Origin of the sequence: Burkholderia sp. Se-20378, assembly GCF_017104665.1 — a bacterium.
Lineage (GTDB): Bacteria > Pseudomonadota > Gammaproteobacteria > Burkholderiales > Burkholderiaceae > Burkholderia > Burkholderia lata.
In genome coordinates, this window is record NZ_JAAGPG010000006.1 from 18192 (window position 1) to 33797 (window position 15606).

16 protein-coding genes and 1 tRNA gene are annotated in these 15606 nt (G+C 66.1%); 7 read left to right on the forward strand and 10 right to left on the reverse strand.

Going from position 1 to position 15606, the window contains the following annotated elements; translation table 11 throughout:
* Positions 1–16: 16 nt before the first annotated feature.
* The 3 genes from phoU to phoR are packed head-to-tail and all read left to right on the forward strand — an operon-like array spanning position 17 to position 2831.
* A complete protein-coding gene (gene phoU / locus G3N93_RS01830; protein WP_043182294.1) occupies positions 17–721 on the forward strand; it encodes a phosphate signaling complex protein PhoU in 705 nt (234 codons plus the stop codon).
* Positions 722–752: 31 nt separating this feature from the next.
* A complete protein-coding gene (phoB, locus tag G3N93_RS01835; protein ID WP_011351614.1) occupies positions 753–1454 on the forward strand; it encodes a phosphate regulon transcriptional regulator PhoB in 702 nt (233 codons plus the stop codon).
* Positions 1455–1511: 57 nt separating this feature from the next.
* Positions 1512–2831 carry a phosphate regulon sensor histidine kinase PhoR gene (phoR, locus tag G3N93_RS01840; RefSeq protein ID WP_174941235.1) on the forward strand — a complete coding sequence of 440 codons (1320 nt, stop codon included), beginning with the start codon at positions 1512–1514 and terminating at the stop codon, positions 2829–2831.
* A gap of 128 nt (positions 2832–2959) precedes the next feature.
* Here the strand turns inward: phoR and ppk1 are convergent, their stop codons facing one another.
* Positions 2960–5023, reverse strand: coding sequence for a polyphosphate kinase 1 (ppk1, locus tag G3N93_RS01845; RefSeq protein WP_174941237.1), 2064 nt, complete (start codon positions 5021–5023; stop codon positions 2960–2962).
* 279 nt (positions 5024–5302) lie between these two features.
* On the opposite strand from ppk1, the gene ppx reads away from it, so the two are divergent.
* Positions 5303–6817, forward strand: coding sequence for an exopolyphosphatase (ppx, locus tag G3N93_RS01850; RefSeq protein WP_174934829.1), 1515 nt, complete (start codon positions 5303–5305; stop codon positions 6815–6817).
* Between the two features lie 96 nt (positions 6818–6913).
* Here the strand turns inward: ppx and G3N93_RS01855 are convergent, their stop codons facing one another.
* On the reverse strand, positions 6914–7348 hold the full coding sequence (locus tag G3N93_RS01855) for a hypothetical protein (protein ID WP_174934827.1): 435 nt from the start codon (positions 7346–7348) through the stop codon (positions 6914–6916).
* A gap of 354 nt (positions 7349–7702) precedes the next feature.
* Positions 7703–7779 (reverse strand) — tRNA-Pro (locus G3N93_RS01860).
* Between the two features lie 160 nt (positions 7780–7939).
* On the opposite strand from G3N93_RS01860, the gene sixA reads away from it, so the two are divergent.
* Together sixA and G3N93_RS01870 are read left to right on the forward strand one after the other, a co-directional pair.
* Positions 7940–8401 (forward strand): phosphohistidine phosphatase SixA, encoded by a 462-nt coding sequence (gene sixA / locus G3N93_RS01865; protein WP_174934815.1) that lies wholly within the window; start codon positions 7940–7942, stop codon positions 8399–8401.
* A gap of 170 nt (positions 8402–8571) precedes the next feature.
* Positions 8572–9378 (forward strand): GNAT family N-acetyltransferase, encoded by an 807-nt coding sequence (locus G3N93_RS01870; protein WP_011351620.1) that lies wholly within the window; start codon positions 8572–8574, stop codon positions 9376–9378.
* 201 nt (positions 9379–9579) lie between these two features.
* On the opposite strand, the gene G3N93_RS01875 is transcribed toward G3N93_RS01870, so the two are convergent.
* Positions 9580–9750, reverse strand: a complete 171-nt coding sequence (locus G3N93_RS01875; protein WP_011351621.1) for a hypothetical protein — start codon at positions 9748–9750, stop codon at positions 9580–9582.
* A gap of 136 nt (positions 9751–9886) precedes the next feature.
* Between G3N93_RS01875 and G3N93_RS01880 the strand changes: the two genes are divergently transcribed.
* Positions 9887–10063 (forward strand): hypothetical protein, encoded by a 177-nt coding sequence (locus G3N93_RS01880; protein ID WP_174941319.1) that lies wholly within the window; start codon positions 9887–9889, stop codon positions 10061–10063.
* A gap of 19 nt (positions 10064–10082) precedes the next feature.
* Here the strand turns inward: G3N93_RS01880 and G3N93_RS01885 are convergent, their stop codons facing one another.
* The 6 genes from G3N93_RS01885 to G3N93_RS01910 form a co-directional block, all read right to left on the reverse strand.
* Entirely contained in the window at positions 10083–11447 is a 1365-nt protein-coding gene (locus G3N93_RS01885) for an MATE family efflux transporter (RefSeq protein ID WP_206132191.1), read from the reverse strand.
* 10 nt (positions 11448–11457) lie between these two features.
* Positions 11458–11781: a DUF2288 domain-containing protein gene (locus G3N93_RS01890; RefSeq protein ID WP_069247660.1), complete on the reverse strand. Its 324-nt coding sequence runs from the start codon at positions 11779–11781 to the stop codon at positions 11458–11460.
* Positions 11782–11857: 76 nt separating this feature from the next.
* Positions 11858–13393 carry an acyl-CoA synthetase gene (locus G3N93_RS01895; RefSeq protein ID WP_206132192.1) on the reverse strand — a complete coding sequence of 512 codons (1536 nt, stop codon included), beginning with the start codon at positions 13391–13393 and terminating at the stop codon, positions 11858–11860.
* A gap of 152 nt (positions 13394–13545) precedes the next feature.
* The gene (locus G3N93_RS01900) at positions 13546–13692 is read right to left on the reverse strand and encodes a hypothetical protein (RefSeq protein ID WP_174933824.1); all 147 of its coding nucleotides are present in this window, start codon (positions 13690–13692) and stop codon (positions 13546–13548) included.
* Positions 13693–13760: 68 nt separating this feature from the next.
* Positions 13761–14462, reverse strand: coding sequence for a peptidoglycan DD-metalloendopeptidase family protein (locus tag G3N93_RS01905; RefSeq protein ID WP_174934807.1), 702 nt, complete (start codon positions 14460–14462; stop codon positions 13761–13763).
* Between the two features lie 153 nt (positions 14463–14615).
* On the reverse strand, positions 14616–15527 hold the full coding sequence (locus G3N93_RS01910) for an aldose epimerase (protein WP_206132193.1): 912 nt from the start codon (positions 15525–15527) through the stop codon (positions 14616–14618).
* Between the last annotated feature and the right edge of the window lie 79 nt (positions 15528–15606).

Here is a 15606-nt window from a genome sequence, read left to right on the forward strand (position 1 = left end):
ACGGAGAACAACAGCCATGTCGGATAAACATCTGTCGAGCCAGTTCGACGCGGACCTGAATGCCGTGTCGTCGAAAGTGCTGGAAATGGGCGGGCTCGTCGAGTCGCAGATCGTCGGCGCGATGCACGCGCTGAACGAATTCGATCGCGATGCAGCCGAAAAGGTGATCGCGAACGAGGAAGTCCTGAATGCGATGGAAGTCGACATCGACCAGGAGTGCGGCAACATCATCGCGCGGAGGCAGCCTGCTGCGCGTGACCTGCGCCTTTTGATGTCGATTTCGAAAACGATTACGAACCTCGAGCGCGCAGGCGACGAGGCCGAGAAGATCGCGAAGCGTGTGCGTCGCCTGGTCGACGAGCCGGCCGCGCGCACGGTCAACATCGCCGAGATCAAGGTGTCGGGCGAAATGGCCGTGACGATCCTGCGCCGCGCACTCGACGCGTTCGCGCGTCTCGATACGGTGGCCGCGGCACAGATCGTCAAGGACGACAAGGAAATCGACCTGGAATTCCGCGCGTTCGTGCGCAAGCTCGTGTCGTACATGCAGGAAGATCCGCGCACGATCTCGGTCGGCCTCGAGTATCTGTTCATCGCGAAGGCGATCGAGCGGATCGGCGACCACGCGAAGAACATCGCCGAATTCATCATCTACATCGTGAAGGGCACCGACGTGCGGCACCAGCCGCGCGACACGCTCGATCGCGAAGCCAACAGTTAATCGACTCCGTACAGGAAGAATAGAGGTGCCGATGCCCAGCAACATTCTCGTCGTTGAAGATGAGCCCGCGATTTCCGAACTGATCTCGGTGAATCTACAGCACGCCGGTCACTGCCCGATCCGCGCGTACAACGCCGAACAGGCTCAAAACCTGATCAGCGACGTGCTGCCCGATCTCGTGCTGCTCGACTGGATGCTGCCGGGCAAGTCCGGTATCGCGTTTGCGCGCGACCTGCGCAACAACGAACGGACCAAGCACATCCCGATCATCATGCTGACTGCCCGCGGCGACGAGCAGGACAAGGTGCTCGGCCTCGAAATCGGCGCGGACGACTACGTGACGAAGCCGTTCTCGCCGAAGGAGCTGATGGCGCGGATCAAGGCTGTGCTGCGCCGCCGCGCGCCGCAGCTGACCGAGGACGTCGTGGCGATCAACGGGCTGCGCCTCGACCCGGCCACGCATCGTGTCGCCGCGCATGCGGAAGGCAGCGAGATCAAGCTCGATCTCGGCCCGACCGAGTTCCGCCTGCTGCATTTCTTCATGACGCATCCGGAGCGCGTGCACAGCCGCACGCAACTGCTCGACCAGGTGTGGGGCGACCACGTGTTCGTCGAGGAGCGCACCGTCGACGTGCACATCAAACGATTGCGCGCGGCCTTGAAACCGGCCGGCTGCGATGCGATGATCGAGACCGTGCGCGGCAGCGGCTACCGGCTCGCCAAGCACGCGTAACGTATCCACGCATGCCGTGTGCCACGGCATGCCGTTCATTCTTTCGGGCGCTGAATCATGAACATCATCTGGGCGCGCTTTCTGGTGTCGCTCGTGCTGCTCGTGCTGATCGGCGTATTGGTCGGCGTCTTCGCCGGCCCGACCGCGGGCCTCGTGTTCGTGGCCGTGATGCTGGTCGCGCAGGGCTTTTTCAGCACCTTTCATACGCAACGTCTGTGGCGGCTGCTCGATGCACCGGTCTATGGCGAGGTGCCGAGTGCGCCGGGCATCTGGGGTGAGATCTACTATCGTCTGCACAAGCTTGCGAAGCAGTGGCATGCCCAGGTGCGTCAGGTCGAGCAGCAGCACTCGCGCTTCATCCAGGCGATCCAGGCGTCGCCGAACGGCGTCGCGATGCTCGACGACCACGACCAGATCGAGTGGTGCAATGCGATCGCCGAAGTCCACTTCGGCCTCGACGCGAAGCGCGACCTGCGCCAGCACATCACCAACCTGGTTCGCCATCCCGAGTTCGTCCGCTATCTGAACGCGCAGCATTACGACGAGACGCTCGTGATGCGCGGCATGGGCGATTCACGGCAGAACGTGCTGGAAGTGCAGGTGTTTCCGTACGGCGAGAATCGCAAGCTGCTGCTCACGCAGGACATCACCGAGCTCGAGCGGACCGACGCGATGCGGCGCGACTTCGTCGCGAACGTGTCGCACGAGTTGAAGACGCCGCTCACCGTGCTGTCGGGGTTCCTCGAGACGATGCGCGAGCTGCCGCTGAACGAGGAAGACCGCGCGCGCTATCTCGAGATGATGGAGCAGCAGGCCTCGCGGATGCGGCACATCGTGACCGACCTGCTGGTGCTCGCGAAGCTGGAGGGCGAGAGCAAGCCGCCGCTCGATCGCGCGATCGACATGCGCGCCGTGTTCGACCATCTGAAGGAGGACGCGCAGACGCTGTCGAACGGGCATCACGACATCGCGTTCACGATCGACGAGACGCTCGGCGTCACCGGCGCGCAGACGGAGCTGTTCAGCGCGTTCGCGAATCTGGTCACCAACGCGATCCGCTATACGCCGGAAGGCGGCAAGATCGTCGTGACGTGGCGGCGCGAAGGCGCGCAAGGCGTGTTTTCCGTCACGGACAGCGGCTTCGGTATTCCGGCCGCAGACTTGCCGCGGTTGACCGAACGCTTCTACCGTGTCGACCGCAGCCGTTCGCGCGACACGGGTGGCACGGGGCTCGGCCTTGCGATCGTCAAGCACGTGCTGCAGCGGCATGACGCGCACCTGTACGTGCAGAGCGAGGAAGGGCGTGGCAGCACGTTCACCGCGCGCTTCCCGGGCTCGCGCATCATCGCGATCCGGCCGGCCGCATACGAGGCATGATCGCGTAATGGCATCCGTCGCTCGTTCGGCGAGCGGCGGCATGTTGGATCCGCAACAAAAAAGCGCAGCCCGTGGGCTGCGTTTTTTTTATTGGCGACGCGGCGCGCGATTCGCGCCGCGCTACCGGTTCAAGAACAGAACTTCGCGAGCAACCCGAGTTGCGCGTTGCGGATCGTCTTGCCGGCGCGACGGCGACGGTAGTGGCCGTCGCTGTGCATCTGCCATGCCGACTGGTTGTCGCCGAGGCACACCGACAGGCCTTCGGCGATCACGCGCCGCTTGAGCTTGCGATCGCGGATCGGGAACGCGACTTCGACGCGGCGGAACAGGTTGCGGTCCATCCAGTCGGCGCTCGACAGATAGACGTCCTCGGCGCCGTTCGCGTGGAAATAGTAGATCCGGTGGTGCTCGAGGAAGCGGCCGACGATCGAGCGCACGGTGATGTTTTCCGACAGCCCCGGCACGCCGGGCTTCAGCGCGCAGACGCCGCGCACGATCAGGTCGACCTTGACGCCGGCCTGCGACGCTTCGTACAGCGCGGCGATCACCGTCGGCTCCAGCAGCGCGTTCATCTTTGCGACGACGCGTGCGCGCTTGCCGGCGCGTGCATTGTCGATCTCGACGCGAATCGCGTCGATGATGCGCGGATGCAGCGTGAACGGCGACTGCCACAGCTCGTGCAGCGTGAGCTCGCCGCCGATGCCGGTCAGTTGCTGGAACACGTGATGGACGTCCTCGCAGATTTTCTGGTCGGCCGTCATCAGCCCGAAGTCGGTGTAGAGGCGAGCCGTACGCGGGTGGTAGTTGCCGGTGCCGAGGTGCACGTAGCGGCGCAGCGACGCCTTGCCGGCCTGCACGACGCGTCGCACGATCAGCATCATCTTCGCGTGGCACTTGTGGCCGACCACGCCGTACACGACATGCGCGCCGACGGCTTCGAGCTGCGACGCCCAGTTGATGTTGGTTTCCTCGTCGAAGCGCGCGAGCAGTTCGACGACGACCGTCACTTCCTTGCCGTTGCGCGCGGCTTCCATCAGCGCGTCCATCAGCGGCGAATCGGTGCCGGTGCGGTAAATCGTCTGCTTGATCGCAACGACGCTCGGATCCCTCGCGGCCTGCTGCAGCAGTTCGAGCACCGGCTGGAAACTCTCGTACGGGTGGTGCAGCAGGATGTCGCCGTTGTCGATCGCGTCGAACATCGTCGGCGCGTTGGTGATCGCGGACGGGGTCGACGCGGTGAACGGCGTGAATTTCAGGTCGGGTCGATCGACGAGATCGGGAATCTGCATCAGCCGCACGAGATTCACCGATCCCGCCACGCGATAGCAGTCCTTCTCGCTGAGTTCGCTTTCCACGAGCAGGCGCCGCACGATGTGCGGCGGCGTGTCGGCCGACACCTCGAGGCGCACCGCGTTGCCGAGGTGGCGCGCGGGCAGTTCGCCCTGCAGCGCGACGCGCAGGTTCGTGATTTCGTCTTCGTCGACGAACAGCTCGCTGTTGCGCGTGATGCGGAACTGGTTGCAACTCTTCACGGTCAGTTGCGGGAAGAGTTCACCGACGAAGTACTGCATGAACGAACTCAACAGCACGAAGCCGTGCTCGAAGCCCGACAGCGCGTGCGGCATGCGCACGACGCGCGGCAGCGCGCGCGGCGCCTGCACGATACCCATCACGGCCTGACGGCCGAATGCGTCGCGGCCTTCGAGCTCGACGACGAAGTTCAGGCTCTTGTTCAGCACGCGCGGAAACGGGTGGGCGGGATCGAGGCCGATCGGCGTCAGCACGGGCAACAGCTCGTCGAGGAAGTAGTGCCGCGCCCATTCGAGCTGCTCGTCGTTCCACGTGTCGCTCGCATGGAAGTAGATGCCTTCCTGTTCGAGCGCGGGCAGCACGGTTTCGTGCAGCATCGTGTACTGTCGATGGACGAGCCGTTGCGCGCGTTCGACGACGAGGTCGTAAGCATGTTGTAACGACATGCCGTCGGGCGTCAGTGCGCCGGGGTTGTCGCGGATCTGCTCCTGCAGCCCGGCCATCCGGACTTCGAAGAATTCGTCGAGGTTGCTGCTGGTGATGCAGATGAAGCGGAGGCGCTCGAGCAACGGGACTTGCGGATCGGCTGCCTGGGCCAGCACGCGCTCGTTGAAACCGAGGATGCCGAGTTCACGATTGAGAAGCGGGTAACGGACGGACATCGGCAGAGTAGGGGGTGATTCAGGCGATGATTCGAAAGGACGCTCGGAAACTCTCACGGTACGATGACGTGCTGATGACAATAATGTATTTATATCGGGAAATTCTACGCTGTAACCATTTCGTCTCATAAATGTTTCGACGATATGCAAACGAGCAGAGTGCATGCCCGTGAAGCGTGGCAATGGCAAGCGTTCCACGCTTAAAATGTCGCCTTTGATTGATCGCCCAGGGTTGCCGCATAGGCTGCCGTGGGAGAACGCGCACGGAGCCCCCTTCTGATGGTTACAACCCCCCACTTGCTGGCTGCCGTGGATCTCGGCTCGAACAGCTTCCGGCTGATCGTCGGTCGTGTCGAGGAAACGCCGGCAGGCAGCCAGATCTATCCCGTCGACGCGCTGCGCGAGCCGGTCCGGCTGGCCGCAGGCCTGTCGAGCGACAAGATGCTCGATCGCGCGTCGCAGGAGCGTGGCTGGGAGGCGCTCAAGCGGTTCGGCGAGCGCCTGCGCGATTTCCATCCCGATCATGTGCGCGCGGTGGCGACCAACACGCTGCGCGTCGCGAAGAATGCGGGCGAATTTCTCGGTGAGGCCGAAGCGGCACTCGGTTTCCCGATCGAAGTGATTGCGGGCCGCGAAGAAGCGCGGCTGATCTACGCGGGTGCCGCGCACTCGGTGCCGGCAAGCGCCGGCAAGCGGCTCGTCGTCGACATCGGCGGCGGCTCCACCGAATTCATCATCGGCTCGCACTACACGCCGATCGTGATGGAGAGCCTCTATATCGGCTGCGTGAGCCACAGCCGCACGTTCTTTCCCGCCGGCAACGTCGACGAATACACGATGCGGCAGGCCGAACTCGCGGCCAAGCGCGAGATCCAGATCATTTCAAGCGAGTACAAGAAGGCGGGCTGGGACCAGGCGATCGGCTCGTCGGGCACCGCGCGTGCACTCGCGGAACTCGTCGAGGCGAACGGTTTCAACGATCCGGGCATCACGCACGGCATTTCGCGCGGCGGCCTCGAACGGCTGAAGCGGGCGCTGATCAAGTCGGAGAACGTCAACCGGCTGAAGCTGATCGCGCTGAAGCCCGATCGCGTGCCGGTGCTCGCGGGCGGCCTCGCGATCATGCTCGCGGTGTTCGAGGAACTCGGTGTCGACTACGTCGATACGACCGACGGCGCGCTGCGTCTCGGTGTGCTGTACGACCTGCTCGGCCGGACGCAGCACGAGGACATGCGCGCGGTGACCGTCGAGGGCTTCACGCGCCGCTACGGTGTCGATCGCGCGCAGGCCGAGCGGATCGGCGCGCTGGCGGGGCGTTTCTTCGACGAGCTCGAAGAAGCCGATGAAGAAGCGCGCGAGGAAGGGCGGATGTTCCTTGGCTGGGCGGCCGCGTTGCACGAGATCGGTTTGTCGATCTCGCACAGCGCGTATCACAAGCACTCGGCCTATATCGCGAGCAACGCGGACATGCCGGGTTTTTCGCGCACCGACCAGGCGCGCCTCGCCGCGCTGGTGCTCGGTCACGCGGGCAAGCTCGGCAAGCTGTCGCAGGCGCGCGAGGTCGAGTGGCCGCTGCTGTTCTGCCTGCGGCTCGCGGCGCTGCTGTGCCGGCGCCGGACCGATGCCGGGCTGCCGGACATTTCCGTTTCGCAGATGAAGAAGGGCGGGTATGAAGTGCGCCTGCCGAGCGCATGGGTCGAGCAGAACCCGCTGACCGACTACAGCCTCAGCCAGGAGGCAGCCGAGTGGGAGAAGGTCGGTATCCCGTATCGCGTGGTGTACACCGGCGCGTAACGGGTCGACGGAGGTCGATAGCGGGGCTGGGAGGGGCCGGGCAGCGGAAGGCTTGGCACTCCCTCAGGATGGCCGCATGATCGTCGTGATGGCCGCTCAGTCCGACGAGCAGACGATCGCGGTCAGGAATGGAAACGCCTGCTTGACGGTCGCGTCGCTGCCGGCCTTGCGCACGGCTTCCTCCACCGCGCTTTTCGTCCCGCGCACCACGACGCCATAGGCCCAGTCGCCGATCGGCGTGCCGTCGCCCGCGCGGAAGATCGGGTCGTTCGCCTGGTATCCGAGTACGACATACACGCCGAAGCCGTACGCCGTCAGCGAGCGGCTCGTGCGGAAGGCGTTGACCGAGTTCGATTCGACGTGCATCGGCTCCGACTGGATGTCGCCGGCGGCGAGCAGCGGTGCGACGAACTTGTGGCCGGTCGAGTGGCAGTCGAGCGCGTCGTCGAGTGCTTTGGCCGACGCGGTGCCGGCAGTCGCGAACGCGAGCAGCGATGCGCAGAGTGCGGTCTTGAGAATGTTGTTTTTCATGCGCGGTGGCGGGTTGTCCACGCGCATTATCGCGTGTTCCGGCAAGTGCCGTATGCGGGCTGCGGATGGCGCGTTGGCTCGTATGCCGTCGGCGACCCGATGAGCCGGCGAGGCGGGCGCTCGATCATTTCCAGCCGGTTTTCCTGCATTGAAAGCGAAAGGCCGTCGGCCATTTGCGCTGCGCTGACCATCGAACAATGGCCGCCGTGGTGCGTCGATCGTTGTCGCGTCGACGCCCAAATTGATCCCTACAATGAACTGAGGCGCTGCGAACCGGGAATCCCGGCTGACGCTCAAAAGGGCCCAGAAACGGAAAAGGGGCTACGGTGTTTAACCGTAACCCCTTGATTCCTTTGGTCGGAGCGATAGGATTCGAACCTACGACCCTCTGATCCCAAATCAGATGCGCTACCAGGCTGCGCTACGCTCCGACGAGCCAAAGATTGTATCGTTGAACGTTCGATCCGGTCAATCCCTATATGCGGGTAAATGCCGCGGCGGCGAGCCGTCCCGATTTGCGACAATTCGCCCGGTAATCGGCGGGCCCGGACGCATGGGCGCGGGGCCGCTCGCCGAAGCAAGGAGAACATCATGATGAACCTGATCCTGTGGCGCCACGCCGAAGCCGAAGACTACGCGTCGAGCGATCTCGCCCGCCAGTTGACCGTCCGGGGCCGCAAGGACGCGCAGGCGATGGCCAAATGGCTGCGCGGGCGGCTCGAGACGAACGCGGTGATCCTCGCGAGCCCGGCGGCCCGCACCGTGCAGACCGTCGAGGCGCTGACCGACCAGTACCGGACAGTCGATGCGCTCGCACCGGGCGGCAGCGTCGACGACGTGCTGGCGGCGGCCGGCTGGCCGGAAGGCATCGCGCCGACGGTCGTGATCGTCGGGCACCAGCCGACGCTCGGCAGCGTTGCCGCGCAACTGATCGCCGGCGGCGACGACAGCTGGAGCGTCAAGAAGGGCGGAATCGTGTGGCTCGCGAGCCGCACGCGTGACGGCAGCCGTCAGGCCGTGCTGCGCGCGGTATTGACGCCCGATCTGCTGTGAGGCCCGCCTGAAGGGCTTTGAAGGGATTCATCATACGGTTTCGCAAGCTTTCTGCTAAAGTCAATTCGGCGACACGTCATTGAAAGGACACGGTCGTGCCACATAACGGTCACGGCCGATTACTACATTGGCGGGCATGTCGTCCTATTCCTTACGACCAGGAAAGCCTAATGCGAGAACTGCCGACGCCTACGCTCCCTTTTGCCTCGCTGCCCCTCGACACGTCGCGGCGCCACCTGCCGCGCGCTGCTGAAACCGTCACATCGGAGTATCGCCTGCGCGCCGCGTGGGCGCGTACGGAAGACGAATTGCGCGAAGCCCAGCGCCTGCGTTACAGCGTGTTCGCCGAAGAGATGGGCGCGCAGGTCAGCGGCCCCTCCGGTCTCGACGTCGATCCGTTCGATGCGTACTGCGACCACCTGCTGGTTCGCGATCTCGACACCCTGAAGGTCGTCGGCACGTATCGCGTGCTGCCGCCGCACCAGGCGGCGCGTGTCGGCCGCCTGTATGCCGAAGGCGAATTCGACCTGTCACGCCTCACGCACCTGCGCGGCAAGATGGTCGAGGTCGGTCGCTCGTGCGTGCACAGCGACTACCGCAGCGGCGCCGTCATCATGGCGCTGTGGGGCGGCCTTGGCGCGTACATGATGCAGAACGGCTACGAGACGATGCTCGGCTGCGCGAGCGTGTCGATGGCCGACGGCGGCCACTATGCGGCGAACCTGTACCAGTCGCTGTCGGCAGGCTCGCTGACGGCGCCCGAATATCGCGCGTTCCCGCACACGGCCCTGCCGGTCGACGAACTGCAGACGGGCACCGTCGTGGCGCCGCCGCCGCTGATCAAGGGTTACCTGCGTCTCGGCGCGAAGATCTGCGGTGCGCCGGCCTGGGATCCCGACTTCAACTGCGCGGATTTCCTGACGCTGTTCCGCCTGTCCGACATCAACGCGCGCTACGCCCGCCACTTCCTGGGCTGAGCCGTCTGAATCGCGGTGCACCCGTCCGGGTGCGCGCAAGCGAACGCCGCCGCGTGGCACGAGCCGCGCGGCGGCGTTCGTCCATCTGGTCGATGTGTGTGAGTCGGACCCTGTTAATTTCGGCGATACGTGATCACCAGCGTGCCGCGGGACGGCACGTTCGGGAGCGGCCCCGGGAAGGGCCGGACGGCAGCGGCGCGCCTAGTGCTTGCGCCGCCAGTCGAGCAGGTGGTGTTCGGCCATCCAGTGATGGATCATCCCTTCGCCTTCATGGCTGCGCTTGTATTCGCGCGACTCGAAGAACGACAGGGCGACGAGCACCATCAGACCGACGAACAGGCCGATCAGGCCGGCAATTTCTTCAGACGACATGGCAGCCTCCTTTCCACGGCACAGCGCCATGCGTACATAGTAGGACATGCGCAGCGCGACTCCGAAGCAGGATTTCCGCTAGACTCGGCGCGGTCCCGGCGTGCGATGGGCGCGCCGATTTCCGGAGCCATACCCGATGACCCGTTTCATGCTGGCCGTGCTGGCCGCATCTTTCCTCGCCGCCTGTACCAGCGATCCGCATCAGGCCCGTCGCGGCCATCCGCCGGAAGATCCGGCCGACTATCACGGCGTGCCGACCGACATGACGCCGCCGTCGATGCTCGACGCGCCGCCGCCGAAACCCACGCAATAACGGCCGGGTCGACCCGCCGTCAGGCGCGGGCCGCGGGCGCGTCGGTGCCGATGTGCCGCAACAGCGCCGGCAGGTAGCGTGCCAGCGTCGCACCGCGTGCGGCCATGAACAGCAGCAGCGCGAACCAGAGGCCGTGATTGCCGAACGTGCCGACGGCGGCGAGCGTGGCCACGACGAAGATCGAGAGCGACGCGACCATCGCACGCATCAGCGATTGCGTCTGCGTGGCGCCGATGAACACGCCGTCGAGCAGGAAGCCCCAGACCGACACGATCGGCGAGATCGCGGCCCACGGCAGGTAGCGCAGCGCCACTTCGCGGATCTCGGCCTGGTCGGTCAGGCGCGCGACGATCCAGCCGCCGGCGGCCCAGTACACGAGCGCGAACAGCAGCGCGCCGAGCGCCGACCAGAACAGCGTGACGCGCACGGCCTGCCGGAACGCGCTGCGGTCGCGCGCACCGGCGGCCGCGCCGACGAGCGCCTCGGCCGCATGCGCGAAGCCGTCGAGGCCGTACGCCATGAACGTCTGGAAATTCAGCAGCAGCGCGTTTGCCGCGAGCGTCGCATCGCCCTGTTTCGCACCAAGGTGCGCGAACCAGCCGAATGCGCCGAGCAGGCACAGCGTGCGCAGGAAGATGTCGCGATTGAGCACGATCAGCCGCTTGAGCGCGACGCGATCGGCGAGCGCACGTACCGCGATCGGCGCAAGGCCGCGCGGCCGCAGTCGCCACAGCATCCATGCGCCGAGCGCGAAACCGCATGCGTCTGCGGTGGCCGTCGCGGCGCCGATGCCGGCAATACCCCAGCCGAAGCCATACACGTAGAGCAGCACGGCGCCGATGTTCACCGCATTGATGAACACTTGCGCGACGAGCGCGAGCCGCACGCGCTGCATGCCGAGCAGGTAGCCGAGCACGACGTAGTTCGCGAGCGCGAACGGTGCGCTCCAGATGCGCGCATGACTGTAGGCAAGCGCCGTCGTGCGGACGGCATCGCTGCCGCCGAGCGCGGACAGCGCAACGGACAGCAGCGGCACCTGCAGCGCCAGCACCGCGGCGCCGAGTGCGAACGCGACGATCAACGCGCGCAGCAGGTTCAGGCGGATCCCGGCGGCGTCGCCGGCGCCATGCGCCTGTGCGACGAGGCCGGTCGTCCCCATCCGCAGGAAACCGAACCCCCAGAACACGAAATTGAAGAACAGCCCGCCGAGCGCGACGCCGCCAAGGTACTGCGCGCCGTCGAGGTGGCCGGCGACGGCCGTGTCGACCGCACCGAGGATCGGCTGGGTCAGGTTCGCGAGGACGATCGGGAACGCGAGCGCGAGGACGCGCCGATGCGTGACGGGGGCCGAGCCGGCCCCGTGCGGTAACGCGGATTCGGACATGGCGGACGCGTCAGGCGCGTTCCTGCACGCAGACCCACGGCGATACGACGACCGCCCACAGCTCCGGGTTGCGCGCTGCGTAATCGGCGGCGGTTTCGGCCGGCATGCGTGCGACGAGGCCTGCCGACAGCCAGCGCGTGACCTGCTCGGCATCGTCGTCGGCAACGGCTTCCGCGACGCTGACAAGATCGAGGTCGCGTGCAACGGACAGCAGCTTGCCCTGCGCGAAGAAGCGTTCGAGATCGCACCAGTCGATCTTGGCGGTTTCGCCGAGGAGTTTGGCGTAGAGCGGGCTGTGCGACGCGCCCGCGTCGGAGTGGTGATCAGAGGACATCGTTTTCTTGGAAAGACTGCGTAGTGGCGCCACTATAAACCATCCGGACCGGCGGGCGGCGCGGGTGGCGGCCGGCCTACGCGTCGCGCAGCGCGCGGCGCACGATCTTGCCAGTCGCGGTCATCGGCAGGCTGTCGACGAACGCGATCGCACGCGGATACTCGTGCGCGGCGAGGCGTGTGCGCACGTGTGCCTGCAGCGCCTGCACGAGCGCATCGTCGCCGGTGTGGCCGGGATTCAGCACCACGAACGCCTTGACGATCTCGGTGCGCGTTGCATCGGGCACGCCGACGACGGCTGCCATCCGCACCGCCGGATGCGTGAGCAGGCAGTCCTCGATCGTGCCCGTGTCGCCGGTGAGCAGGTAGTCGCCGGCGAACTTGTCGCGCGTCGCGTCGGCGTTGCGCCAGTATTCGAGGAACATCACCGGATCGGGGCGGCGCACCGCGATGCGCCCTTCGACGCCGGGCGGCAGCGGCATGCCGTCCGCGTCGACGATCGCGACCGCATGGCCGGGCACCGCCTTGCCGATTGCGCCAGGCTGCGCATCGAACAGCGCCGCGCACGACGACAGCACCATGTTGCACTCGGTTTGCCCGTAGAACTCGTTGATCGTCACACCGAGCGCGTCGCGCCCCCAGGCCGTCAGCTCAGTGCCGAGCGATTCCCCGCCGCTCGCGACGGATTTCAGCGACAGCGCGTAGCGTTCGCGCGGTGCCGCGACGGTGCGCATCAGCTTCAGCGCGGTGGGCGGCAGGAACGCATGGGTGACGCCGTGCCGTGCCATCAGCGCGAATGCCGCATCGCCGTCGAATTTCTCGAAGCGGCGCGCAAGCACGGGCACGCCGTGATGCCATGACGGCAACAGCACGTCGAGGAGGCCGCCGATCCATGCCCAGTCGGCGGGCGTCCAGAACAGGCGCGCGTCGCGCGGGAAGTACTGCTGCGACATCTCGACGCCCGGCAGGTGGCCCAGCAGTACGCGATGCGCGTGCAGCGCGCCTTTTGGTTTGCCCGTCGTGCCGGACGTATAGATGATGACCGCCGGATCGTCGGCGGCCGTATCGGCCGGCACGAAATCGGGCGTCTCGGCGGCGAGCGCCGCGTCGTAGCGCAGCACGCCCGGCTGATCGGGCGCATCGTCGCCGATGCAGTAGACGGTATGCAATGCCGGCAGCTGGGCGCGCAGCGGCGCGATTTTCGCGTAGCCGGCCGCGTCGGTGACGAGTGCAGCCGCCTCGCTGTTCGCGAGCCGGTATTCGAGCGCATCGACGCCGAACAACGTGAAGAGCGGCACCGCGATCGCGCCGAGCTTGTACGCGGCGAGGTGTGCGATGGCCGTTTCGGGACCCTGCGCGAGAAAGATGCCGATACGGTCGCCGCGCCTCAGGCCTGCGCGCACAAAGCTGTTCGCGAGCCGGTTAGAGGCATTCTTCAAGTCGTCGAACGTGATGCGAAAAACGTCGCCTTGCGCCGTTTCGTGGATCAGCGCGAGGCGTCCGCTGCCGTCGGCCCATTTGTCGCAGACGTCCACGCCAATGTTGTAGCGCGCCGGAACGCCCCACGCGAAGCGGGAGAGCAGGTCGTCGTAGCGGTCGGCGGCGGGCAGCATCGAGGTGTCTCCTGGGGCGAACGGGGTGTCGCGCGAGCGGATTACATCAGGATTTCACGCAGACGAATCCACAATGGCGTCTGAGGGTAGGGAATCTTCGTACTCGTCCAATGGCCTCGGCTCAGTGCACGATTCCACAATGACGCATAAGATCACGAAAAAATCAGTGTGTGACCATGGATTTGCTTCTGATAGCTGCGGGGTTCAGCCTGATCGGAATTGGCGTACTGGTAGCGTTTGCCCGTCACGTCGATCCGTTGTCCGGCCGGTTCACCGGACGTCTGCGCAAGCGCTGACATCACCTTTCCCGAGTTTCGCCGCGACGGCACGCGATGCGCGCCGGCATCGCGTGTCGTCCATCGGGCGCTCAACGTGCCGGCAGGTAGCGTGACGGGTCGATCGATCGGCCGCCGTAGCGCAGCTCGAAATGCAGCGCGACGCGATCGCTGTCGCTGTTGCCCATCTCGGCGATCGACTGCCCCTGCGTGACCGACTGGCCTTCCTTCACCAGCAGCGCGCGGTTGTGCGCGTAGGCGGTCAGGTAGTCGGCGTTGTGCTTGAGGATGATCAGGTTGCCGTAGCCGCGCAGCCCGTTACCCGCGTAGACCACCACACCCGGCGCAGCCGCGACCACCGGCGTGCCCGGCGAGTTCGCGATGTCGATGCCCTTCGATTTCGAGCCGTCGAACGTGCGGACCACGTTGCCGGCTGCCGGCCAGATCAGCGCGATGCTCGTGGCCGGCTTGACGGCCGATTCGACCGGTGCGGAAGGCGCGGGGCGGGCCCGACCGGCACTGCCGGTGCCGGTGGTCGACGGCGTCGATGCGGTGGTCGTGCCGGGCGGCGGCGCGACGCGCAGCACCTGGCCGACTTCGATCGCATCGGGGTTCGTCATCTGGTTCCAGCGCACGACGTTCGACACCGACGTGCGGTTGTCGCGCGCGATCTTGTAGAGCGTATCACCGCGCTCGACGCGATAGAACCCGGGGCCGACAGGCGCGGAGCCGCACGCGACGAGCAGGGCGGCACAGGCGGCTGCGAAGAGTCGCTTCGTTGTTGTTCCGAACATTGAACCTCGCAAAACCCTGCCGCTCGTGACGCGGCAGGCAACACAAAACGTCCGATTTTAACGGGTTCGACCCGCGCACCGCAGTTTGGGTCGTTGCCGGGGCTGCGGCGCGCCGGTTCGGCGCGCGGATTGACGGTGTCTTAGCCTACGAAATCAGCCGGCGAGCGGGAGGACGCGAATCCGCAGGGTGGCGGTTTCCGTCGCGCCCGGCGCGAGCATGCGCAGCCCGAGGCCGTTGTGGATCGCATCCGGCAGGCCGAGCCACGGTTCGACGCAATAGAAGTCCGAATCCGGCTTTTCGGTCCAGGTCGTGACCGCGTACCACGGGATCGAGCCCGGCACGTCGAGCGCGATCTCGATCGTGCGGCGGCGGCCCGGCATCACGATGCGCACCGGCGTTGCCGGCACGCCGTCGAGGCAGTGGAAGCGATCGAGGATGTCCGGGTTGTCGAGGCGATAACGGGCTTCGCCCGGTTCGGGCGTACTGATCGAACCGTCCGCCTGCTGCGCGCAACGATCCGTCGGCGGCAGTTCGAGCGTGGTTTCGGCGCGCTCGCCGTGCGGCAGCGCGAAATAGAAGTGGTGGCCGGCGTAGTAGGGCAGCGACGCGTCACCGCGATTGGTCGTCGTCAGCGCGACTTCGAGCGTGTGCGAGTCGGCCAGCCGGTAGGTCGTTTCGAACCGGAAATCGAACGGGTAGCTCGCGCGCAGCGCGTCGGTCGCGTCGAGCGTCATCGTCAGCGCGGCGCCATCGGCCGACGGTTGCGCGGCAAACGGCAGGTCGCGCGCGAAGCCGTGCATCGGCAGGTCGCGCACCACGCCGGCGGCATCGCGCCAGCGGCCGAGTTCGCCGTCGACGCGGTGACGGCCGAGGAACGGGAACAGCAGCGGGTTGCCGCCGCGCACGCGCGCGAGGTTGCTCCAGTCGGCTGTTTCCGGCCAGAAGATCACCGGTTCGCCGTCGACATCCCATGACAGCAGGCGGCCGCCGAATTGAGGAGCGACCCGGACGAGCGACGGGCCGGCGTGAAGTTCGTGAATCTCGTGTTGCTGGAAGGTCGGCATGGCGAATCGGGTTGGGCGGTTGGACGGGAACGGCGCGCTCCATTATCGGGCCGTGGCGGCTCGGGGAAAACCCTTCTCG